General features: G+C 38.1%; 23 protein-coding genes and 1 pseudogene. 5 read left to right on the top strand and 19 right to left on the bottom strand.

Annotated elements, in window-relative coordinates:
- Positions 1-10: 10 nt before the first annotated feature.
- The 5 genes from LC095_RS04785 to LC095_RS04805 form a co-directional block, all read right to left on the bottom strand.
- Positions 11-775, bottom strand: coding sequence for a HEAT repeat domain-containing protein (locus LC095_RS04785; RefSeq protein ID WP_226527072.1), 765 nt, complete (start codon positions 773-775; stop codon positions 11-13).
- A gap of 170 nt (positions 776-945) precedes the next feature.
- Positions 946-1,596 carry a DUF1801 domain-containing protein gene (locus LC095_RS04790; protein WP_226527073.1) on the bottom strand — a complete coding sequence of 217 codons (651 nt, stop codon included), beginning with the start codon at positions 1,594-1,596 and terminating at the stop codon, positions 946-948.
- 124 nt (positions 1,597-1,720) lie between these two features.
- Complete coding sequence (locus LC095_RS26735) at positions 1,721-1,816, bottom strand: zinc-ribbon domain containing protein (protein WP_319005761.1); 96 nt, start codon at positions 1,814-1,816, stop codon at positions 1,721-1,723.
- A 65-nt stretch (positions 1,817-1,881) separates the two neighbouring features.
- Positions 1,882-2,196, bottom strand: coding sequence for an RQC-minor-1 family DNA-binding protein (locus tag LC095_RS04800; RefSeq protein ID WP_226527074.1), 315 nt, complete (start codon positions 2,194-2,196; stop codon positions 1,882-1,884).
- A gap of 11 nt (positions 2,197-2,207) precedes the next feature.
- A complete protein-coding gene (locus LC095_RS04805; protein ID WP_226527075.1) occupies positions 2,208-2,495 on the bottom strand; it encodes a hypothetical protein in 288 nt (95 codons plus the stop codon).
- A gap of 351 nt (positions 2,496-2,846) precedes the next feature.
- On the opposite strand from LC095_RS04805, the gene LC095_RS04810 reads away from it, so the two are divergent.
- On the top strand, positions 2,847-3,725 hold the full coding sequence (locus LC095_RS04810; RefSeq protein ID WP_226527076.1) for an AraC family transcriptional regulator: 879 nt from the start codon (positions 2,847-2,849) through the stop codon (positions 3,723-3,725).
- A 171-nt stretch (positions 3,726-3,896) separates the two neighbouring features.
- Here LC095_RS04810 and LC095_RS04815 read toward each other — a convergent pair.
- Positions 3,897-4,907: pseudogene (locus LC095_RS04815) on the bottom strand (glycoside hydrolase family 88 protein).
- A gap of 220 nt (positions 4,908-5,127) precedes the next feature.
- Between LC095_RS04815 and LC095_RS04820 the strand changes: the two are divergent.
- Both LC095_RS04820 and LC095_RS04825 read left to right on the top strand, forming a co-directional pair.
- Positions 5,128-5,823, top strand: coding sequence for an AraC family transcriptional regulator (locus tag LC095_RS04820; RefSeq protein WP_226527077.1), 696 nt, complete (start codon positions 5,128-5,130; stop codon positions 5,821-5,823).
- Between the two features lie 241 nt (positions 5,824-6,064).
- Complete coding sequence (locus LC095_RS04825) at positions 6,065-6,253, top strand: hypothetical protein (protein WP_078433885.1); 189 nt, start codon at positions 6,065-6,067, stop codon at positions 6,251-6,253.
- 268 nt (positions 6,254-6,521) lie between these two features.
- On the opposite strand, the gene LC095_RS04830 is transcribed toward LC095_RS04825, so the two are convergent.
- On the bottom strand, positions 6,522-7,211 hold the full coding sequence (locus LC095_RS04830; protein ID WP_226527078.1) for an aspartate/glutamate racemase family protein: 690 nt from the start codon (positions 7,209-7,211) through the stop codon (positions 6,522-6,524).
- Between the two features lie 117 nt (positions 7,212-7,328).
- On the opposite strand from LC095_RS04830, the gene LC095_RS04835 reads away from it, so the two are divergent.
- Positions 7,329-8,753 carry a PLP-dependent aminotransferase family protein gene (locus LC095_RS04835; protein ID WP_226527079.1) on the top strand — a complete coding sequence of 475 codons (1,425 nt, stop codon included), beginning with the start codon at positions 7,329-7,331 and terminating at the stop codon, positions 8,751-8,753.
- A 627-nt stretch (positions 8,754-9,380) separates the two neighbouring features.
- Here LC095_RS04835 and LC095_RS04840 read toward each other — a convergent pair.
- From LC095_RS04840 to LC095_RS04895, 12 genes are all read right to left on the bottom strand, one after another.
- On the bottom strand, positions 9,381-10,457 hold the full coding sequence (locus LC095_RS04840; protein WP_226527080.1) for a glycoside hydrolase family 76 protein: 1,077 nt from the start codon (positions 10,455-10,457) through the stop codon (positions 9,381-9,383).
- Positions 10,458-10,565: 108 nt separating this feature from the next.
- Positions 10,566-11,387, bottom strand: a complete 822-nt coding sequence (locus tag LC095_RS04845) for a sugar phosphate isomerase/epimerase family protein (RefSeq protein ID WP_226527081.1) — start codon at positions 11,385-11,387, stop codon at positions 10,566-10,568.
- Between the two features lie 55 nt (positions 11,388-11,442).
- Complete coding sequence (locus LC095_RS04850) at positions 11,443-12,495, bottom strand: oxidoreductase (RefSeq protein WP_226527082.1); 1,053 nt, start codon at positions 12,493-12,495, stop codon at positions 11,443-11,445.
- A 29-nt stretch (positions 12,496-12,524) separates the two neighbouring features.
- Positions 12,525-13,394, bottom strand: a complete 870-nt coding sequence (locus LC095_RS04855; RefSeq protein WP_226527083.1) for a sugar phosphate isomerase/epimerase family protein — start codon at positions 13,392-13,394, stop codon at positions 12,525-12,527.
- A gap of 17 nt (positions 13,395-13,411) precedes the next feature.
- Entirely contained in the window at positions 13,412-14,380 is a 969-nt protein-coding gene (locus LC095_RS04860; protein WP_226527084.1) for a Gfo/Idh/MocA family protein, read from the bottom strand.
- A 63-nt stretch (positions 14,381-14,443) separates the two neighbouring features.
- On the bottom strand, positions 14,444-16,252 hold the full coding sequence (locus tag LC095_RS04865; RefSeq protein ID WP_226527085.1) for a glycoside hydrolase family 76 protein: 1,809 nt from the start codon (positions 16,250-16,252) through the stop codon (positions 14,444-14,446).
- 62 nt (positions 16,253-16,314) lie between these two features.
- A complete protein-coding gene (locus LC095_RS04870) occupies positions 16,315-16,947 on the bottom strand; it encodes a YesL family protein (RefSeq protein ID WP_226527086.1) in 633 nt (210 codons plus the stop codon).
- Positions 16,948-16,967: 20 nt separating this feature from the next.
- The gene (locus LC095_RS04875) at positions 16,968-17,837 is read right to left on the bottom strand and encodes a carbohydrate ABC transporter permease (protein WP_226527087.1); all 870 of its coding nucleotides are present in this window, start codon (positions 17,835-17,837) and stop codon (positions 16,968-16,970) included.
- A 15-nt stretch (positions 17,838-17,852) separates the two neighbouring features.
- Positions 17,853-18,788: a carbohydrate ABC transporter permease gene (locus LC095_RS04880; protein WP_226527088.1), complete on the bottom strand. Its 936-nt coding sequence runs from the start codon at positions 18,786-18,788 to the stop codon at positions 17,853-17,855.
- On the bottom strand, positions 18,775-20,058 hold the full coding sequence (locus LC095_RS04885) for an ABC transporter substrate-binding protein (protein WP_226527089.1): 1,284 nt from the start codon (positions 20,056-20,058) through the stop codon (positions 18,775-18,777). Before LC095_RS04885 ends, LC095_RS04880 begins: the two co-directional genes overlap by 14 nt.
- Positions 20,059-20,082: 24 nt before the next feature.
- Positions 20,083-21,372 (bottom strand): glycoside hydrolase family 125 protein, encoded by a 1,290-nt coding sequence (locus LC095_RS04890; protein WP_226527090.1) that lies wholly within the window; start codon positions 21,370-21,372, stop codon positions 20,083-20,085.
- Positions 21,373-21,579: 207 nt separating this feature from the next.
- Positions 21,580-22,743 carry a GntR family transcriptional regulator gene (locus tag LC095_RS04895; protein WP_226527127.1) on the bottom strand — a complete coding sequence of 388 codons (1,164 nt, stop codon included), beginning with the start codon at positions 22,741-22,743 and terminating at the stop codon, positions 21,580-21,582.
- A gap of 228 nt (positions 22,744-22,971) precedes the next feature.
- On the opposite strand from LC095_RS04895, the gene LC095_RS04900 reads away from it, so the two are divergent.
- Complete coding sequence (locus LC095_RS04900) at positions 22,972-23,961, top strand: NAD(P)-dependent alcohol dehydrogenase (protein ID WP_226527091.1); 990 nt, start codon at positions 22,972-22,974, stop codon at positions 23,959-23,961.
- The last annotated feature ends 107 nt before the right edge of the window (positions 23,962-24,068 follow it).

Genomic DNA, 24,068 nt, shown 5'->3' on the forward strand with positions numbered 1-24,068 from the left:
TTGAAATAAATTACGATCTGTTAAATTGATTTTCTATATATTCCTTTGCATCGGCATATGTTTTCACACAAAAATCCTTATAACGAATATGTACGTCCAATATTTCCACTAGTGCCTCTTTAACTAGTTCTGTGTTTTCCCATTCATGAAGGGCCTGAATAACCTTTTCTAAACAGTCCTTTTTATAACTGATTTGACCTAGGACATGAATGACCATATTTCTTACACGTTTTACTTTTTCAAACTGTACTTCTTTTAATAGTGGTAATACTTCCTCAGGATGTGTTCTCCCTCTTAACTCGATTCCATGAATGACTTCTCTTCGAATATCTGCTTCGGGATGATGGAGATACTTTTTTGCAAAGTTCAAAATTGGTATAGGGTTGACTTCGCCCATCTTTTTCAGAGAACCGATAACTGCATTTCGAACAGAATGATGTTTATCAAATAAAGCTATCTCAAACAATTTCAGCACTTTTTCTGCCTCTTTTTTACCAATTTCACCAAGACAATTCACCATAGTTTGTCTAATTTTCTCATTTTCATTTTTCAGTAGTTGACCAAGAGTTTGAATGATTCTACTTTGAAAAGAAGGATTGGCATCATATAAGCGTCCCAATATAAGATATGTATTTTTCCGAATGTAAGTATCACGATCCGCTGCATACAAAAGAATATGATCTAACTTTTCCTCTGTAATGTCTAGTAAGATATGTTCTTCCATTGTGTTGTAAAATTGAACTCGTTCAGCTTTAGAAAGGTCATAATAGCCCATTCGGCCACTCCTATCAATGTTATTTCTTATATTCTGTATTTCTATACCATAGCAAATGTTTACCATGAGAACAATTCCACAATCTTATACCGCTGACGAAACCATAATAACATTATGTAAACTATGTGTTTAAAGAAAGCAGGAAACCTACTTTCTCTTCTTTATAAAACTTACTGTATATTCTTGTGTGAGCCATCACAATTTGGCATTCTTTTCGATAACCCACAAATGCAATCATTTAATCCCTTCCCAATAAGAATTCGCTCTATAGATTTCATAATCCTTGATTCACGGGTCTTAGCTTGTTTGGGTTGAGTAAAATGAAGAATGTATGCCCTTTGCCGTCCTGGTGTTAATGCTTCAAAAGCTGTTTTCAAGGCTGGAAGTTCATCAAATTTGGTTTGTAGTTCTTCAGGAATAATGATCTCTTTTTTTTCAACTTTTACTTCCAAACCGGCTTTTTCAACTTCAATAGCTTCCTGAATATAAGCTTTTATAGTTGACTCCATTTCAACGATTTCTTGAAGAGTTGTAAACCGAATCTGACGGGCAGATTGTACATTTTCCGTTTGTTGAATGAGAATTTTTTCTGAATCCTTTAACAAGGCACCTTTATGGAACAGAAGTGCACAGTAATCTTTAAATCCATGTATTAAAACAATGTTTTTCCCATTCAACGTATAACAAGGATGCATCCATTTGAAGTCTTCAGTCAGTTCACAGCCAAGAACGATCTCTCTAAGCTTCACAAATTCTTCCTTCCAATTCTTTTCTTCGCTTAAAAAATCATCAACTTTGGGATTTAATTTACTATTGGACATTGTGGAGTACCCCTTTTTTATTTTAAAATTACTAAGTACAACTTTTGCTTTGGTATGCTGTTGATTGAGTAAATAAATACATTCTAGTTATATAACCTATAGTAGAACTTTTAAAGGAAAAATACTACATATAATATAATTCTCTTCTTTTGTTTCTACATTTCTTACACGTTTTGGGTAATTGAAATCCTTTTTGTTTAAAGAACTGTTGTTCACTAATAGTAAACGTAAATCGGTTGCCACAGTCCCAACATTTTAGAAGTAGGTCCTGTGGTGCCGAACCCTTTAAGCCTCATTGATAGATTCATTTCTTTCCTGTATTCGTTGTTCTTCGAATAGCTCGATCATGGGCAACTTTCCTCTATATTGAATATCCAGGAAATCATAATCGATTATCCAATCAATTTTTTCCAAAATATCATTTAGTTTGTATGTGTTAAAATAACCGTACACGGGACACGTATTCAACTCCAATTGTAATACTTTCTTCTCTTGTGACCCTTTTAGTATTTTGGCTAGAAGTGTTCTTCCACCTTCCATAATAATTGGATCCGCACCTCTTAATATTGCTTTTATTTCTTCAACAATTAATCGATTCATATTCTCATTCATCAAAACGGTAAATCATCCCATTCTATAGAGTTTATCTCCTTCTTATCAGGTTTTTTCTGATTGTTAGAAGTCTTTTCGGTTAGTACTTTTCCAAACTTTTCTTCATATAGATCACGTACCCACACTTTTACAGGAGCTTTCCATTGCTGATCTTTGGCAGGTATATTTTTAATTAGACTCATAGGTGTCATTCCCAATTCCTTTGCCATTTGAATATCAGCCTCGTTTAACCGACATCGTTTTTTCGCTTCTTTCCAAGCGTCTGCTTTATTTTTCGTTTTGCTCAAGCTTTGCCCTCCTAATTCTTTTTGTATAGGTTCTTCTTTTTTCTATCATTAAAATCTAGCTCACTACTATTACAAATACCACATTTATTTTATAAAATAAGAATAACATCAACGTTAAATATTTTTAAACATTTGTTTACGTGTTTATTTCTTATCCAATTCAAAAATAGTTAAAATGCTCCATTATTTGCAACAGTATTATGGGTATGTAACTTCATTTATAACTAGTAAATACTTGTTGTAAATAATTAATAAGTGACAACAAAACAACTTCCGATATATTCCGTACAAAAAATATCAAGTGAATAAAAAATGGCTGCGATATGATGAGTATGTAAAGGAGGGAAATGAATGTTACAAGAATTCAATCAATTAATGGATTATATTGAATCACATTTAACAGAAGAAATTTCCGGAAAAGATATTTCAAAAATAGTGGGGATGTCTGATTATCATTTTAAAAGAATGTTTTCGTATATGGCCGGAATGTCACTGAATGAGTATATCAAGAACCGGAGATTATCAGTTGCGAATGTTGAATTAATAAATGGAGAAAAAGTGACAGATATTGCCTATAAATATGGCTATCAGTCAATTGAAGGATTTTCAAGAGCCTTTCGTGAGTGGAGTGGATTTTTACCTTCTGAAGTAAGCAAAAACAAAATCCAAAAATCATTTCCCAAATTCACATTTTTTATTGATATTAAAGGAGGAATATCTATGGAATTCAAACTAGAAAAAAAAGAGAAGTTTTCGATTGTAGGTGTTTCAAAACGAGTGCCGATTCAATTCGAAGGTGAGAACCAAGCGATTATAGAACTAGCCCAGTCTATTACCGAACAACAAAGAAATGAAATGCATCAATTAGCTGACTTATATCCACATCAAGTCTTGAATGTATCGTATGATTTTGACGATGGTTACTTGGAAGAAAAAGGATCATTAACTCATATGATTGGGTTAGCTACGACAAAAGAAAATCCATTCGATGATTTAGAACAAATTTCTATTGAGGAAAGTTTATGGGCCATCTTCCCTAATCAAGGACCATTTCCTGCTACACTTCAAGAAACGACTGCAAAAATTTATTCTGAATGGTTACCTTCTTCAGAATATGAAGTAGCTGATTTACCTGGAATTTCATTTACAAAGTATAATGGTACATCGGAAAATGTATATAGTGAAATTTGGATGCCGGTAAAGAAGAAAGTTAGTGATAAACTTGGATGATTAATATATTTACAAATAAGTTATGACTTTAAAATTTCCATTTTTAGACCAGTCAGTAGATATTTCAATCCGTTATAGCAATGTGCAGGACAAACCTAAAAGGCCTATCTACAATAGATAGGCCTGATGTTGATAAAGCGTTTCCCTTTTAATTCTCTGTTTGTTTTACCATTACATTCTCCAGCTCATTGCTGTTCGAATTAAAGCTTCAAAATAATAATAATCTCCCCAGATACAGCATTCATCTACCCCATTACCACTCGGCTTCGAGTAGACAGCATGCATTAGAATACCGTTGGAATCTACATTTTTCGTTGTATAGTTCTCTGCGAGTGACTTAATCATTTTGACTGCTGCATTTTCATAAATTTCTCTATATTCATTTGAAACTGGCAGATGCTTGCTTAGTTCCAGTAATCCACAAGCCATGATGGAGGCTGCTGAGCTGTCGCGTTCTTCATCTCCATCTGTAAAATCCAAATCCCAATAACTGATAACATCTTCAGGTAGACGATTTAAGAAATAGTTTGCTAGTTTTTCAGCGACATCAAGGAATTTCTTATCTCCGGTATGTACATAGCTTAAGGCAAAACCATATACACCCCATGCCTGGCCTCGAGACCAGCATGATTGATCTGAGTAGCCTTGGGCAGTTTTTCCATATAACGGCTCACCTGTTGCTGTATCCATATAAAACGTATGGAATGTTGAAGAATCCTCTCTGACAATATAGTTCGCCGCTTGTTCGGCATGATTAATAGCAATATGATAATACTTAGGATCTCCCGTTTCTTTTGATGCAAAATACAATAACGGCAGATTCATATTGCAATCAATAATCATTCTTCCGCGTTGTTCCGGGTCAGATAAATCGCCCCATGCCTGAAGAATTTTCGCTTATTCATGATAGCGAGTGATTAATTTATCCGCCGCTTTAATCGCTGTTTCTCTTGCTGATTCATCACCCAATACTTGGTATCCTGCCACACAAGATAACGAGTATAAAAATCCAATATCATGAGTTTCTAATTTTATATTCTCTTTTAATCGATGTTTAAAGCTTTCAAGCTGAATGTTTATGATATCAAGATACTTTTCATCTTTTGTATATTCGTATGCCAGATAAAGCATTCCGATCCAAAAGCTGGCGGTCCAATCTGTGTTTCCCTCTGGAATGTACATTAAATTTTTCGATGAAGCCGGCGGAACTTTTTCTCTAAATGTTTCTAAATTTTCATCAATTTTCTTTAATACAAATTGAAGTTCTTGATCTAGCCAGTTACTGTCCAAGTTACTCTTCACTTTAAATTTATCATGTTTAATTCCTTCGTTAATCGTTTTCACTTCTATTTCCCCTTTCCAGTATAAAAATGATCGTAAACCTAAAGTTCCTTACAAGCATTTGTCAATTGGAAACTCTTTACTTGACCAAGCTCGCTTTGCTGTTGAAGTTTCCCCGCAAACTCCCTATGAACGAAGTATCATACACTTTGATCCACTTACGCTCGGGAAGAACACTTCACAAATATTCCCTGGTCTTAATTCCCTTTTAAACCAACTACAAAATGGTGTGAATGAACTTCAAGCATTTGATTTGGAAGATTCCTATCATTACATATACGAAGCATGTGAAAAATTTAAAAAATCTTTACAAACAAGTAATTGGGAGGAAGATAGTCAGCTTTTTCTCATGCAATTGCTGTCATGTATCCGTTCAAAGATACACGCTATTGATCTAGATTCATCCTCACATAGTAACTACCGTACACTTTACTATTCAGAAAAAATCATGCAATGGATTGAAGAACATTATATGGAGCCGTTTGATTTGGGGCAATTATCAGATGATCTACATTTATCAAAATCATATGTCTCAAGAGTTTTCAAACGTGAAACCGGGAGCAGCTTAACAGAATATCTTACAATTAGGAGAATGAAGCAGGCATGTCAATTACTGCAGATGACCAATAAACCTGTTGAGTTAATTGGTGAAAGCGTAGGGATTGGGAGTGTTTCTTACTTTATTCAGTTATTTAAAAAGATGATCGGGACAACTCCACATCAGTATAGGCTTTTACATCAGGTGAATTATAAGTAGGATTATGGAAATAAAAACAAAAAAGTTTCTTTTTATCATTAAATCATAATTTACAGACTGTTTATTTGATCCTTAGGAACCTTACATAAAAAACTTTGATTAGACCAATTTAATAGTCATATATTTTCACTGTGTTGCTTTTTTATAAATTCCACTAAAGTAGTGTATAATAAATTAGGTTAAATAAATGAAAACCGGAAAAATTTTACACTAACTAATCATTAAGATAGGAATGATGATGATGACGAAATTATCTTATAGTGGTTTAAAATATGGAGAAAGTGAAGTAGAAATAAAATTATTGGTGGATATTCAAAATGATTGGATTGAGATAACACATACCAAGGAAGTGTCTCAAGTAATGAATAAAACAACAGGTGAATATATTATAGTAAAGCGAAACACCTTGAAATTTGAGGTTGTTTCATAATATGAAACAACTATGAATCACATAAACTATTGAAAAATGTAGCAGTTACTTTCGGTTACATTTTTTCTCATTATCTTCTTCAAATTAATCCATATCACTAAAATATTCTTGATCCTTCTCACCACTTTTCACTCAAATTAAGCTAGATAGATCTATTTTCACGAGCGGGTCCTTCTATGAGGAAACTTTTGGACGGATCTACAGCTTCCTTTGAAAACTATTTTCAATAATCGAACCGTCCCTGTGTTTCTCGTATTTCCTTGTGTTTCTATGCTAGTGCTTTTTGAACCATTTTATTAGCGTGAATGGCTGTCGTGTCAAATAAAGGAATGCATGTATCGTTTTGCTGAATTAATAAAGGGATTTCCGTACATCCTAAGATGATACCCTCTGCCCCAGATTCTACTAGTTTGTTGATGATAGTCAAATAAGCTTCTTTCGAAGTTTCGTTCATGATCCCTTTACATAACTCTCCAAAAATGACATCATGAACAGTTTGTCTGTCCTCCTCTTCTGGAATGATGACATCTATATCATTTGTGATTAATCGTTCTTTATAAAACGATTGTTCCATGGTAAACCGTGTCCCTAATAATCCTACCTTTGAAATTTTTTTCGCTTTAATTTCCTCTACCACACAATCAACGATATGAATAAGTGGCACTTCGATTGCTTCCTGTACTTCGTTTGCCATTAGGTGCATTGTATTGGTACAAATGGCAATCAGGTCTGCCCCTCCATCTTCTACAATCTTGGCTACTTCTATCATCCTCTTCGTAGCTATATCCCATTCCCCTTCTCTTTGCAGTTTGGCAATTTCTTCGAAGTCGAAGGAATAAAGTAAGCATTTGGCTGAATGAATACCACCTAATTGCTGCTGAATAGAACGATTAATAGATTCATAATAAACACTTGTGGACTCCCAACTTAAGCCACCGATTAATCCGATTGTTTTCATAAAACGTTCGCCTCCTAGTAAGATACTATCAACTTATCATGTTATACTGGTACTAAAAAGAGCCAAAAACGACAAAACTTTATAGTACCAGATTGAAAACAAAGTGGAGGGATCGTCATGTGGTTTCAAGTGGATCGAACTATTAGCAAAACGTTAACACAGCAGGTGTATGAACAACTGCGACAACACATCTTAAATGGAGATTTAAAGACGAACGAGAAATTGCCATCTACAAGAGAACTAGCCAATTTACTAGGAGTATCCAGAAATATTTGTTTAGATGTTTACGACCAATTGGCTGCAGAAGGCTATTTAATCGTACGTCCTAAATCGGGAAGCTTTGTTGCTCCGGGTTCACTCTTTCAAAAAAATAAAGTCAATCAACAAATCAATAATAAGGAGCAGTTTTCGGAGGCCCCACAGGATATGATTGATTTCAAAGCAGCAACTCCAGCGATGGATCATTTCCCTCGTAAAATATGGGGACGACTTGCAAAGGATGTATGTGAAGGCTCACCAGAAACAATTTTCGGTTATCAATCTGCTGAAGGCATACTGTCATTACGAGAAGAGATTTCTCGTTATATCTTTAGAACGAGAGGTGTCCGCAGTGAGCCTCATCAAGTGATCATTACCTCGGGAGCAACGCAAGCCCTGTTTTTACTCACTGAGCTGCTCATTCAAAATAACAAACTCGTTGCGGTGGAAGATCCCGTGACAGATGAAATGCGAACAATTTTCTCATACGCCGGTGCCAGTCTTTGCCCTATTCCTGTAGATGAGAAAGGCATCAATCCAGAAGGTTTATCTCAAGAAAATCCACCGGCATTCATTTTTATCCTTCCCTCACACCAGTTTCCAATGGGAGTTACCTTAACCATTCAAAGACGTATTCAGTTAATTCATTATGCACGGCAGCATAACTGCTATATTGTGGAGGATGATTATGATAGTGAATTTACCTATGAAGGTACTCCTGTTCATTCGGTTCAGGGACTTGATCCGGAGAAGGTGATCTATGTTGGTACCTTTAGTAAAATACTTTCACCAGGTTTACGAATTGGATATGTTGTTTTACCACAAGACCTCATTGAACCTTTTAAAAAAATGAAATGGTATACCGACCGTCATCACTCTTCCCTAGAGCAGTTGATTCTTACTAGATTTATGAGTGAAGGTCATTTTGATCGACATATTCGTAAGATGAAACGAATTTATAAACAAAGACGCGAGGCCCTGGTAAATAGTTTAAAAAGCCAATTTCCTGACTGTGTCATTTTAGGACATGCAGCAGGAATGCATTTAGTGGTGGAAATACCTCAAGTCGACTATCATCAGTCATTAATGAATTGGATTCAAAAATATAGAGTCAAAATATATTCTGTAGACCAATATTCACTCGTTAATAAGATTCACAGCAATAAAATTGTGCTCGGTTACGGAAGTCTATCAATAGAAAAAATAGAAGAAGGCATCAGGAGACTTAAAGAAGCGATTGATAGTTATATGGAATATACAACAAAAAAGAGAATCAACAAGTGAACGATAATATCCTAGGTTTTTGGCCATTCAAGGTTCTCTACAATAAACGCTTTTAGTTTCATTCCTATGACAATAAAAGTAGAACGAACACAATTAAAATGAAACTACAATAAGTATATGTTTTTTCCCCATTCCTAAATTTGAATACTAGTAACAAATACGCTTTCCATCCCAATTAAGAGGTGCTTTTTGTCCTTCAGATTTATAGGCAAAGGGAATATTTCAATAAAAATTGTCCTTTTCGTAAAAACAAGTCATATTCTTGACAATATTATTTACGGTGGTTATTGTTGAAAAAATTCCGGGTAATTAGTCCTGTTCTAAAAGTAATTACACTTTTTGAGAAAGAGCTCATAGTGAAACTGTGAACTTTCTCAAAAAAGGCATTATCATACTTCTATGTGTTGACAGGAATAGCAAGTCAATTCAACACTTTTTATCACCTTAACAAAAAATGACCTTGTTATTATTTCAAGGCCATAATGTAAAGGATTGAATATATAAAGTTACTATATTTTTTGTACACAAAAATTTTCTCTAATTAAGAAAATCCTGAACTACCTTTTTCTACACAGTATTCTTAATAGCTGACTTGAATGAGCACGTGTATGAATTGTTGGATTGTTTTCAACTTTTAATAAGGCCTTGTCGTTCAAGTATTGCCAAGCATTCATATAGGAATACACCGCTTAACTGGATGCTTAAATCAATGCCTTCAGTTAAGTCAGGCTGTTCACTCCACAGATGATTGAAAATAGTTTTATCTGAGTTTGTACCTTTCTCCCAAAGTGTTTCCGCATTTCTCTCAAAATAAGTGCGGATTGCTTCTGTTTTTTCTGGTGCTGCTTTCATTAACTCAGTAAAATAGCGAACCATAATACCTTTAAACAATCCACCGTCACCGTTACCTTCACTTTTCAACACGTTATTCGTTTGGTCGTGTAGTTTTTCGATTGCAAAATGAGCTGTCTTAAGCGCTTTTTCTAAGTATTGGTCGTCATTTGTAATCCGATACAGTTCAACTGCTCCACCTACATACACTCCTTGGCAATACGTGAATTCCCAGTCGGTATCGATTTGTCCATCACCAAGACGATTAATCCCGTCCATGACAAAGCCAGTTTCTTTATCGATTAGATTATCATCCAGCCAAGTAAAGATCTTTTTTGCGAATTCAAGATCTTCTTCATTTCCAAACTCTTTATATAATCGAGCAGCCAAAATGATTGCAGGGCCATTGGCTGGTGTATTTTTATAACCAAGCTGCTCTTTATGCCAGGCGATCCCGCCACCCATTTGATTATTACAGCCTGTCTTAATATCATTCCATAGAATTTGTACATCTTTTATATAAGCATCGTTTTTCGTAACTTGATAGGCTCGAAGTAATGCAAGTGCTAACCATTCCATATCATCGTATAAAAGATTTGTCGGCTGTCCACCGTTCCGGAACAAAAGCCCGTTATATTCTTTTTCAATATATGCTGTAAGCTCCTCATCATTAGTCCGACTATATGCGTCTATTAAACTATCAATCGCATGTGCATACCACCAATAATGAAACGTCAAATTACATCGGTTATCCGGATTAGGGAAATGATTGTTAAACATATTTAAATGATGATTCCAGTAATTTTGGAGCAAGCTGTTAAACGCTTCCTGCGCTCGAGTTACCCATTTCGTAGTTTTATTGGCTGTGTTCATTGTGACCTCTCCATTCTATAAGAAGGTGGTTATATATCCTGCAAATTTGACTATATTTGACTATGCTTCTACTAGGATCTATTTTATGTCGGGTACCACATCAATTCATCATAAGTACGTCTGCTTCATTTTCTCCAACCCATACCGGGCGGCTTCCAAAGCAGATTGGTTGTGATAGTTTTCGATAAACAGTTCCAATGACAAATAACCGTTGTAATTCATCTTCTCTAAGTAATTCGCTACCTCTGCAGTCGGTGCAATCCCATCACCTGGGAACACACGATCTTTGTCGGTAATTGATTTCCGCGTCGGGTGTGCTGGATAATCGTTCACGTGGAAAATTCCGATGTGTTCAGATTTAAGATAAGCAAGACCACTAAAATGGCTTCCGCCCGTATACATATGAAATGGATCGAGCAATAGCTTTACGTCCGGGAGACCACTTTCAAGTGCGATAAACATGGCCTCACTTAGAGTACTTAATTTGGGAGCTTTACCCCAGAATTCGAGGTATACGTCAATTCCAATTCGGTCTGCAAGCTCTGTTAATTCACTGAAATGCTGAGCGATCTTTTGTAATGGTAAGGCTGCCATGTCTCCACTTGGGGGTGCAGCAACAACCTTACATCCAATTTCTTTTAATAGTTTCATTTCCCGCTCTGCTTCTTTGAGTCCCTGCTGTCTTGTCCCTTCATCTGCATCCGACCATTTGAAAAAAGTAATCGCATTGACCACTTCAATGCCGCTCGCTTCAATGCAGTTTATTAACTCCTTTATTGAACCTTCTTTCTCAAGATACTCCTGGATATCCTTTACCCATAACTCAATGCCATCGTATCCTGCATGTGCTGCTACCTTGATTTGGTCGATTATATCTAGGTCAAATGGAAAAAGAGTTGAAGCATTTATAGAAAATTTAACGTCACGCATTTAATTCACCCTTTTGTAGAAACTTATGGTTTTTGAAATGGGTTGTTTGTATTTATTACTCAACATCAACCGTTCGACCTTCACGGCTACTCACAAGCGCCAGTTCAATTAACTTAATCGCCATCTTCGCCTCCTCAGGTTTTACGATCAGCTCGGCACGGCCAGTAATTGTATCATAAATATTTTGATAGTACGCTTGGTATGCACCGGCAACTGTTTCAACGGTACCTACAACATGAAGATTATTCATCACTGTGTTCAAAGTGCCCCACATTTCTTGTGATTCCTTGCCCCACTCATTTTCAGCAGGTGAGCGTCCTGCTATTAACGCTTGTTCCTGGGGGTCATTTCCGAACTTCATAAACGAACCCTTTGTGCCATGCACGACATAACGTGGACTAGGCTCTCTGGCCAGAACTGTGGATTTTATGGTAACGCTCAAGTCATGCCGATATCCTAGTGTTACATCAAAGTAATCATCTGCTTTTGTATCTGCCCTCAAGGACCGGACTTCTGCACGGATTTTGTCCGGTTTTCCAAATAGGCAGAGAACTTGATCAAAAAAGTGCACTCCAAGATCATAGAGCACCCCAGAGCCAAGTGCATGGCTGTCACGCCATTTATTAGGATTTGCATCCGGGATAAACCGGTCCCAGCGAAACACGGCTTCTTTTACATCGCCCAACATTCCGCCATCTAAGAGTCGTCTCAACGTCATAAAATCTCCATCCCAACGGCGGTTGTGGAAGACGCTTAAAACTTTTCCTTGCTTCTTTGCCAATTGTGTTAACTCATCTGCTTCAGCCGAGGTTGTTGTAAACGGTTTTTCCACCACAACATGTTTCCCTGCAAGCAATGCGTCACGTACAAATTTCACATGATCAGTGCTCGGCGTTGCTACGACAACCAAATCTATCGCTTCATCCTGATAGAGGTCGTCGACATGAGTGACGACCTCTACCTCAGGATAACGCTCGTTTGCGCTCGTGCTGCTGCGCTGAACGATTTTTGTTAATTGTAAATTTGGTAAGCTTGTAATAACCGGTGCATGAAACGTCTTTGATGCAAATCCGTAACCGATTATGCCAACTCGAAGTTTTTCGTCCATCGATTCACCCCTTGTAAAGTTAGAATCTATTATTTAACGTATCTGCGCAAATGCTCCGCAGCTTTCACGATCCCTTGTTGCTCGGCTTCAAGTGAACCCCAATAGCGGTGATCTTCTAATTCAATACTGATCGATCCATTGTAGCCCAACTGTTGTAAACGGATAGCAACTTTTCCCCAGTCAACTTCCCCGTGGCCTGGGATTGTGTATCGCCAAGAGCCTTCTGAGAATAAGTATTTTTCAGTGAAAGTAGACTGCAGCACACCACATTCATACAGATCATCTGTTAACATTTCAGTGTCCTTGCCGTGGCAGTGATTCACTCGTTCCCCGAACTCAGATAACACGCGGATATAGTCAATGCCTAAACGGACCAAATGTGATGGATCATACGTCATTCCAAAGTGCTTCGATGGGATCGTATTGAACATTGCCCTTAATGTTTCCGGCGTACAGCCTAGTGTTGGATAATATGGTGCCGGCCCTGGCCAGCCTTCAATGGCAATGTATAACCCATTTTGTTCAGCATGTTGAATAATTTCAGGAAACGTTTCTTTCCAAATCCCGAAAGAATCTTTTCGCGGCAGTGTGTGATCCTCAGGAACAAGACACATGAACAGTACTCGGCCGCCTAATGCCGCGATGTCTGTCATCTGTTTTTTCACACTGTCAATTGCATCTGAACGGCGCTTTTCATCTAAACTGAAAAGCTGACCAACCTGTGCAACATCAACAGTTCCGATCCCAACACCTGCCTTCTCACAGGCAGCTATTACTTCCGGTGTAAGCCGGGAGACATCAAGTGTGTCCAATCCGACTTCCGCTGCCCAGCTTGCAACTTTTCCAATTCCTTCACTTCCGATTTTTGGTGGAATCCGCATCCCTATATTAAAATTCATGTAATCAACTTCCTCCTTTAGTAAGGCTTGTAGCCAACTGATTCATAAACCATTTCCGAAAACTTAACAACCTTTAAAGCAAATTCTCCTGGCACCTGTATATCACCATCTCCACGGATCGCATCTATGAAGCTTTTGTCTTGGTTCGTTGTTGCCTTAGGTAATTCCGGAACGATTGGTTCTTCTCCTGTTAAATGAAGGGTAATTTTATCGTTGTCATAAAAAATGGCTCCCTTTTCACCGCAGAATACGTATGTTTCATGCCAAGCCGGTGAGTAACCGACAAGGTTTAAACCGGCAACCGCACCTTCTTTAAATCGAATCGATGTGAATGTATCGATTTCTACCGGTGCCCCTTGCTTAGAAAGCTGTGCCGTTACTTCAACTGGTGTTAATCCTGTCGTCCAAAGCAAAACATCGATTATATGGCTGCCGGAGTCCATTAAAAATCCTCCTCCAGATAATTTTGGATCCTTGCGCCATGAATACGTGTCGTTCGAACCGTTCCACCATTGCTGGTACAATGAGGCTGTAACAGATGTAACCTTTCCGATTTTTCCGGCAGCGATTGTATCGTGAATATAAATGAATTCCGGCTGAAAATGGCGTTGGTATGACACTTGCATGATCATTCCTGTTCGCTTGGCCGTTTCAATTAATTGCTCAGCCTCATGTGATGAACAAGTCATCGGTTTTTCGATCAACACGTGTAAGCCCTTCTCCAAAACCGCTGTTGCTTGTTCAAAGTGCAAAGTATGTGGTGAACAGATTACAACTCCATCCAATTCTGCTTGGTCGAGCATGTCGCGGTATTCTGTATATTGCTGGACATTTTCTATTCCCGCTTTTTCAATAAATCTGGCCCTTGCGTCAGGACTCACATCCGTTATCGCTGTAATTTCCACATTTTCAAGTTCCAGCAGCTGCTCTGCATGCACTTGAGCCATGCCACCTGTCCCGATAAATCCAATTCGAATCGTTTTCAACCGTCCCACTCCATTTCCAATACCAGTTTATGAATTGACTAATTTCTTCAAATTGTCGTTCTGTTATTTTAATATTCTGTCTACTAGATGTTGAAGTTCTCCATAAGCAACATCGTTGACATGACCCTGTTTCTGCCCTTTTTGTAAATGCTTTTCAAAGTCTTCAAGATGTTTAAGTGCCTGCTCAAAGTTCCTTTTGCCTAGATGGTGTTCTACTTGTTTGATACGATTGCTAAGTTTTTTCACAACAGATTTCTCCAATTTACCATCTGCTGCAAAAGTATTAACTTCAATTGCTAGCACATCACATAAACTGTCAAACATAATTGGCTCGAGTTCAGCTGCATGCTCCATCAGCATAACGCCGCTTAATTGCTGACTAAGCTCAACAGGGGTATTAATTGCACCTTCCCATGATGATCCAAACAAAATTACCGGCTCTTCCTTTGTTTGATTCCAAACACTTTTGGCATTTTTAATGATCCATTCAGCCAGATCGACTTGAGATTCGTCTGCTTTTACTAGCTCTGTTACGTAACGGACCAGAATTCCTTTAAATAATCCACCGTCACCAGAGCCACCTTCATAGATGATTCTGTTGTGATTGGAGAATCGTTCTTTTGTCGTTTCAGCCGTCTTAACGGCAGCATCAAGGTACTGCTGTTCACCTGTTAACTTAAAAAGCTCAACCGATGCCCCGATATAGACACCTTGGTTATACGTGAATTCCCAGCCTTTATCGATAGTTCCATCACCTGTCCGGTTAATGCCATCCCAGACTAAGCCGTTTTCAGGATCCACTAATGTGTTTTGGTGCCAGTTATAGATTTTCTTTGCCCATTCTAAATCTTCTTCTTTTCCATATTGCTCAAATAAGCGTACGGCAAGAATGACTGCTGGTGCGTTTGATGGTGTATTTTTGTAATCCAGTTGGAATTTGTTCCACGCGATTCCGCCGCCAAATTCCTCACTCCAGCCAGTTTTAATGTCTTCCCATAGTGTAAACACCGCTTGTTCATGCTCCGGATTATCTGTGTAGCTGTACAAACGTTGAAGAGCAAGTGCCATCCACAACATATCATCATAAAAATCGTTACGGATTTCACCGCCGTTTCGTGTTTTAACACCTTCATATAAAGCTTGAGCTTTGTCGAGATACGCTTTATCACCTGATCGTTCATAACCGTCAATTAGCGTATCAATTCCATGTGCCTGCCACCAGTAATGGAAGCGATCATTCGTTTCGCTATCAGGATATTGATTATTGAACATGTTACGATCATTGTTCCAAAAGTTTTCAGTGAGCGATAATTGAGCCTGCTCAGCTTCTTTTTTTAATCCCCATGGCACTAGCTCTGTTTCACTTGGTTCTTTTACAGTCAGACTGTCATAGTTAAGCCAGTTCGTACTGCCTCTCGAAGAATCGAAGCCAAGAGTTATCGTATTTTTTCCAGCAGTTAAGCTGATGTCGTTAACATTCGCAGTCTGCCAGTTACCCCAGCTTCCTGTTCCAGAAAAACGTACTTGATCAACAATTTCTTCCCCATTTACTTCAAGATAGCGGGTAGCAGAGCCTGCACCACCAGCATATTTAAATACCAGCGTGTAACTGCCATCACTAGGTACATTCACTTCGACATCGACTTTTTGGCCATCTCTGTTCCAGCCGGCAACATAGCCTTCACCGAAATAACCTGCTTCCGAATTTTCTGTTCCGACGTTATATAACGTTCCTTGTGCTGCATCATACTCCTCACTCCATAAGCTTGCAGCTTCAACCTGCTCTGAATTAAAAAGAGTTGTTACGAGTAATGAGAAAATCATCAATAGGACTGCCGGCAAAACGGTCATTCCACGCCATTTAGTAAGCATAATGTCACTCCTTTTTATAATTAAAATATTAACGCTTTCAACTTGTTGGGCATATGAAACTATTAGACTTCTGATACCTGGTTACTAGTAACGGCTTTTTTTAACTCAAGCCGGCCATACTTCCTAAACACCGGTAATAATACGACCATCACAAAATAAGCAGAAACACTAACCATAAAGAACAAAAACAAGATTGGAAATGCAATCAAAATGCGAGAATAAAAGATTACTCCAAAATTGAGTGCAAATAGAGAAACCAACACAAATGATACAACTGGGTGTCCTAGTGCAATGACACTTGATAGTTTTAGATGATTCAAAAATGATGCATGAAAATACGTAAATACAGGTAGCAGATATAGGGATATCATGAAAACCAACACTGTCACTACAAAAATTGGTATGGCAAGTAGTACTGAGAAATGTACAGATTGGATCGCAAGTGAAATCAAGGCTATATTTACAATCATGATCAAATAGCCGTAGGCATTAGCCTTGATAAAATTTTCCACATAGTAGTTCAGGAAAGAAGCGCCTATTCCCTTATGATTTCCTGTTTTTACATCCCGAGTCACCATTAACAAGGAAACTGTTGCTGGAAATAAGCCCAAGAAACCAAATCCGCATAATGTGAACAAAATCCATAAAAAATTCAATCCAGCTGCCTTTGCGATCCATTCCATCCATTTATACATCGTTTTCACCCTCTACCTAATTAGCTTTTAATTCCAGAGAAGTTTGCACCGTCAATAAAGTATTTTTGTAAGTACATGAAGATCGCAATGATCGGTAAGATTATGATAATTGTCGCTGCCATCATTGGTCCGTATGCCGTTTGTTTGTCAAAAGTAAATGCTTGAAGCCCTATTTGCACAGTGTATAATGATCTGTCATTTAAGACGATTAACGGCCATAGGAAACTGTTCCAGCCTGCTTGGAATGTGAAAATTCCAAGTGTTGCTAACGCCGGCTTTGTAAGCGGCAAGTAAAGATTCCAATAAATCCGAAACTCACTGCAACCATCAATTCGAGCTGATTCCATGTATTCATCCGGTAAGGTTAAGAAAAATTGTCGCATAAAGAATACTGCGAACGAACCGGCCGCACCTGGAAGAATAACCGCCCAAAAGTTGTTCAATAATCCGTGCCCACCTTGGCCTAAAATGTCATTGCCACCCATTAGAGGCATATTGTTTAGGACGATATATTGTGGAATCATAACAACTACACCGGGAATCATCATCGCTGCCAATAAGACTGCAAATATTACTTTTCTTCCTTTAAATTTGAGTTTCGCGAAGGCGTAACCACTCATAGAACCGAATAAAAGATTAAAAAAAACTCCCATTACAGCAAGATAAAGCGAGTTAAACAAGTAACGTCCAAACGGTACTGATTCAAATGCTTCGATATATTGCTCAAAGGTGATCGTCGAAGGAAGCCACTGCAGAGGAATTCGAAATATCTCCGTATCTGGTTTTATGGATGTCAATAAGCTCCAAATAAATGGCATCACCATAATGACAGCAATTGCCGACCCTACAATATAAAAGATCAGCTTTTTTAAATTTTCCCTTTTTTTCATCACAGGTCCTCCCTTCTATTGATCCTTACTTTGATTAATCTTAAAGTTAATTGCCGTAAAAATTAAAATGGTTATCGTCAGAACAAGCGCCTGTGCTGATGCATAGCCCATTTGCAACTGTTCAAACCCCGTTGTATAAATGTGGTATACGATTGTTTTCGTTGAGTTCGCAGGTCCACCTTGTGTTAACACGTACGCCTGATCAAAAATTTGTAATGCACCGATAATCGTCATTGTACTTACTAACAATGTTGTTGGGCGAAGCATTGGAAATGTAATATAAATGAGCTGTTTAAAGGCTGAAGCACCATCAATCTTTGCCGCTTCATAAAGCTGTGTCGGAATTCCTTTAATACCGGCCATGTAAATAATCATGTTTCCACCGACTCCCAACCAAAGCGTAACCGCAATAACTGAAGCCATCGCCGGTCCCGATTCAGATAGCCAAGCAGGTCCAGCAATCCCGACATAACTAAGCATCTGATTGATTAATCCATATTCTGAGTTCAACATCCATAACCAAACGATCGATGCCGCTACTGCAGATGTAACTGTCGGCATGTAAAAAGCGAGTCGGAAAAACGTGACACCACGAAATGGCTGTGTGACCAAAACGGCTAAAAGTAATGAAATAATGATCATAAGCGGCACAAAAAACAGTGTTAACACTCCTACATTTCGGAATGTCTGCCAAAGAATGGCATCGTCAATTAGTCGTTTAAAGTTATCAAAGCCTACCCATTCCATCGAGCTAATAATGTCATAATTAGTAAAACTTAAGAAAATAGCCATCCCTATAGGAATCACCATAAATATGATAAACAGAATGAGTGTAGGTGCAATCAAGAAATACGCTGCCCGCGATTGATATCGGTTAAAGGAACTTTTTTTCGGAACAGAATCAAGAGAGAGTGCACTCTCTTGAATTCTGTTAATCTTATTCAGCTTCATTTTCCTTAAGCATCCTATCTCCCTCTTTTTGGGCTTTTTCTAATGTCTCCTCTGCTGATTCCTCCTGCAACACGAATTTTTCCAGGTTTGGAATTAATGCGTCAACCTCTGCAACAGAATAACCCGGGTGACGAGGACGAATTTTAGCAAATTCTAATGAATCGATGAATGGCTTCCAGAATGGATCGTCTTGGAAGAACGGATCCTCAAGCGCGACTTTGTTACCAGGAATGTTCAAGCTTGTTTTACCCCACTCAAGCGCATTTTCCGGTTCTGCTAACCACCATTTAATGAACTCCCATGCTGCTTCTTTCTTTTCAGAAGCTTCCGGAACAGCTAAACCAAAGCCACCCATAACCGCACCTTTGTCACCATTTGGACCTGCCGGAGGTGGAACAACCCCGTAATTTAACTGATCACTGTATTGTTCATACGTACGTAAATCCCATGGCCCAGTAAAGTGCATTGATGATTTTCCAGTTACAAACGGATGCTGAGCACCTTCAAGTCCTTTGTCAAATCCAGTCTTATACACTTCATCTTCAAAAAGCAATTGATTCCAATATTCAAGTACTTTTAAGCCTGCTTCACTATTGTAGGCTGTTGCAGTTAAATCTTCTGTCAACATCTGGCCACCAGCCTGTTGAAGCCACATATTGAATAATCCTAGATCATTTAAGGAAAAACCAACTCGTTCAAAGTCTTTTCCATTTTTAACAGTTAGCTTTTTCGCTGCTTCACGAAGCTCTTCCCATGTGGTCGGAGGCTCAATGCCAGCTTCTTCAAAATGATCTTTATTATAGAATAAAGCACGTGTATCGACTGTTAACGGAAGACCATATAAGTTGTCATCATAGCTTAATTCTTTTAAAGCTTCTTCGTAGAAATCACCCTCGGATACACCATCAGCTTCCATATATTCATTTATTGGATGCAGCACCCCTTTTGGAGCATAAAGCGATGTTCTCCAACGATCCCAAAGCAAAACGTCAGGAACTTGACCAGATGTAATACCTGTCATAAATTTCGTTATCAAATCTTCTTGAATGACGTATTCGACTTCAATACGGTCTTGAGATTTGTTAAACTTTTCAACCATATGGTTAAATTGATCTTCCCCATCACCTGTCCAGTCACCCCAGAAGGTTAGCTTCACTTTTTCATCTGAACCACTGTCACTTTTGCTAGAATCTTCACTGCTGCAACCTACTAATGCCAAACTTAGCAGTACTCCCAGCAACAGCATCCAACCAAATCGAAATTTTCTCATCCCAGCCACCTCTTTATCATTTATTTACTTTTTAGAAGCGCTTTCAACTACACTCATGATAAACTCACAAAACATTGCGTTAGCCCATGAAAACCATTTACGAGTGAATTTTGTCGGATCGTCAACATGGAAACCCTCGTGCATATATCCAGTATCAGCATCCGTTGTTTCAAAGAGTCTTAGTAACTCCTCAATTTCTTCTGATGAATTTGTCGTAAGTCCTTGTATTGCTAGTGCAATATGCCACACATATTGATCAGGTGTATGTGGACTACCGATCCCCTTGGCCGCCTTACCTTCAAAATAGTAAGGATTATCTTCACTTAAGATAAATGCTCTTGTATTTTGATAGATTTCATCTTCAATACTGCAAAACCCCAGGTATGGCAAAGCTAGTAAACTCGGAACATTGGCATCATCCATTAAATTATAATGACCAAATCCGTCGGTTTCGTATGCATACATTTTTCCATACTTTGGATGCTTTACAATGCCATATTCATTAATTCCAGATTGAATTTGATTCTTTAACTCTGTTACACTACTAATAAGGTCACTAGTTTTATAGAAACTAGTAAAAATTTCTTCCATGTAATTTAGCACAACGACTGCAAACATGTTGGAAGGAATTAAATAGCCATACATACACGCATCATCACTCGGTCTAAACCCTGACCACGTCATACCCGTGTAACAGACCGGTTCTCCCAAACCGTCCCGAGTGAGCGTGTCTGATGGCGGACAATTTTTTCGTTGAAATCGATATGGTGATTGTTCTTCATGGTGCTGTTCTACTTTCCAGACCCCAATAATCTTCTTCACAGCCTTCAAAAATTCGGCGTCAAAGTGCCGAGTAATTCCAGTTCTCTTCCAGAATAAATAAGATAATTGTATAGGATAACAAAGTGAATCAATTTCATATTTTCTTTCCCAAATCCAATCAGACATATCAGTTAGATCATTTTGATGCCCTGCACCATTAGCCTCTTTATTGAAGGCATTTGCGTACGGATCAATATTGACATAATCAACTTGGCGTTTTATCACCCCTTCAATGATCGTTGAGATTGTTTCATCACGGTCAGCAAGTGCAAGGTACGGTTTTACTTGTGCAGCCGAATCTCGCAACCACATAGCTGGAATATCTCCTGTAATAATAAAGGTAGATTGATCTTCAAGGCGCTTAACCGTTGTTTGAATCGTATTTTTAAAGCAATTCTGAAACATCTTCGCAAGCTTTGGACGATCTGCCAGACGGCACGTTATATCATCCATCATGTTAATCATTGTTGCAGATAATGTATTTGTTTCCATCTATGTATTTCACCTCCTTTTAGTGAAGCGCTTACAATTAGTATAATTGTTATATAAATAGTATGTCAATAAGTAATTTAATATTACATTTAAATATATCATTTAAAAATTTATTTAAAAAATAGCGAATGGTATATTGGGTATTGATCTTTGTTTTTCAACAAATAAAAAAGTGCCCCCAATCTTCTGAAGACACCATTCCCGCTATTATTTTTTAATTGTAACTGGAGCGGTCGAGTTACCAATTACTAGATTAGCATCTAGCAACACCCGCTTTGGTACAACGGCTTGATCCTCTTTATTTCGTAGTTTCAAAAGAAGTTCAAATACTTTTTGCCCCATTTTTTCTTGATCTTGTGCCAGGTAAGTTAATTGAAATTCACCTATATGTGTTGGCGGACTGTCAAAACACATGATCGAAACATCTTCAGGTACACGCATCCCCAGCTCTTTAACCGCTTCATTCGCCATTAAAGCAATGTAATATTCGGCTGCAAATAAAGCTGTGATTGTGGGGTGGTCTGTTAGGTGTTTCTTTATTTTATCTATATCATGTCTAATGTTAGGCGGTCTGAAAGAATTAGGAAGTGTTGACGTAATATTGTTTATCCATAAATCACGATCAACGATGACTCCCTGTTCTGCATGAGCCTGTACAAATCCTTCAATACGATCTTCTAAAGCAGTTGTATCATTCGGGGGTGGCGTCAGAAGGCCAATATACCTGTGACCTAACTCCAGCAGGTATTCTGTTCCTTTTCTGGCCGCGCCAACGTTATCCGTGCTCACCGATGCAGTAGAAATTCCCTTTAAATGTCGGTCAACGAGAACTAACGGAAATTTATTCAAAACGAGTTTTAAGATCTCCTCACTAAAGTATTCTGCTTGAGCAGGAAAGACAATGAGCCCATCAACACCAAGCTCAACCAATTCCCGAATCGCTTTTTCTTCAATATCCGAGATTCCAAAGGAGCGGCGCAGTATGAGGAAGCAAGAATGTTCGGTTGTACACTTTTCAATGGATGAAATAAGCGCTGTCCCATAACTATCATCAAAATCTGTTATGACTAGACCAATCATTAGTGGTGTACGCTTTACTTCTTTTGAAGGCGATTCGACTAATTCAGGTCCCTTCTCTTCGTCGTTAGAATTTTGCTTCACAAATGAGCCTCTACCCGGCTGCCTAACGATCAAGCCTTCTCCAGCTAACATTTCCAATGCTTTTTTTGTTGTAATTCTACTGACATCATATTGTTCTGACAATTCCTTTTCGGAAGGAACGCGGTCCCCCTCTTTATACACGCCTGACATAATATCTTTTTTTATGTTTTCATATAAAACCTCATATAACGGCTTTGTCAAAGCAAACACCAACTTTCAAAAAAATAGATCTATACATAATGTTATATCATGATATATCATATGTGTAAAGATTTTCATTTAGAGTACGCTTAGTAGAAACTGAACTGCCCAACTTTATTAGGGAGTACATACAGATCTAACTACCCATCGTTCTTTTATTAAAAAGCGAAACCTTTGGTCTATTTATTCGTACTATTCGTATGATAGTAATGAATAAATACGGATTAGAGGTGGATAATGAAAGCAATCGTGTATACAAATTACGGTCCCCCTGACGTTCTTCAACAGACAGCCGTAGAAAAACCAATCCCTAAAGAAAACGAAATTTTAGTGAAAGTGAAAGCAACAACTGTAACGGTCGCAGATATTCGAGCACGGAGTTTTACAGTTCCACCCGCTTTTTGGCTGCCTGCCCGATTAACACTTGGTTTTAGAGGACCAAAAAAAGAGATATTAGGGATGGAGTTAGCTGGTGAAATTGAGTCTGTTGGAAAAACTGTCAAAAAGTTTAAGGCTGGTAACCAGGTTTTTGCAGCCTCTCTCTCTGGGTTTGGTGCCTATGCCGAATATATTTGTTTACCGGAGGATGGTCCTGTGTCTATAAAACCGTCCAATATAACGTATGCAGAAGCTGCTGCCATTCCAATTGGAGCACGGACTGCTTTGTATTTTCTTAGAAAAGCCAATATTCAAAACGGGCAAAAGGTTCTAGTGTATGGTGCGTCAGGAAGTGTAGGAAGTTATGCGGTTCAGATTGCCAAGTATTTCGGTGCCAATGTTACAGGGGTATGCAGTACGACAAACTTGGAATTGGTAAAATCTCTAGGAGCCGACAAGGTCATTGATTATACAGCAGAGGAATTTTCCGGGTCAGACGAGACGTATGATGTGGTCTTTGAAGCAGTAAACAAAAGTTCTTTTTCAGCTTGTATGAAGGTGTTAAAGAAAGACGGTATATATATTAATGTCACTGAACCGCTGCCAAGTGTTAACATGCTTTGGACTAAATTGAAAAGCCGCAAAAAGTTTTTATTTAGTCGAAATGCACCTGAAACGTCAGAAGCACTGGACTTCCTTAAAGAGCTTGTTGAGATGGGGAAATTAAAAGTGGTCATCGATAGGTACTATGTGTTTGATGAGATCGTTGAAGCTCATCGTTACGTAGAGAAAGGACATAAGCGAGGAAATGTTGTGATAAATGTGGAAGAAAGCATTAAATCCAAATAATTCAATTCCTACATGCGATCTCTCTAGTAAATAAATAAGTAGTTTATCAAGATTGCTAGTCATGCATTTCTGGCTCTTCGACATCATCATCAAAATTTACTTAGAGG

It is taken from the genome of Metabacillus niabensis (genome assembly GCF_020524345.1).
Lineage (GTDB): Bacteria > Bacillota > Bacilli > Bacillales > Bacillaceae > Metabacillus > Metabacillus niabensis_B.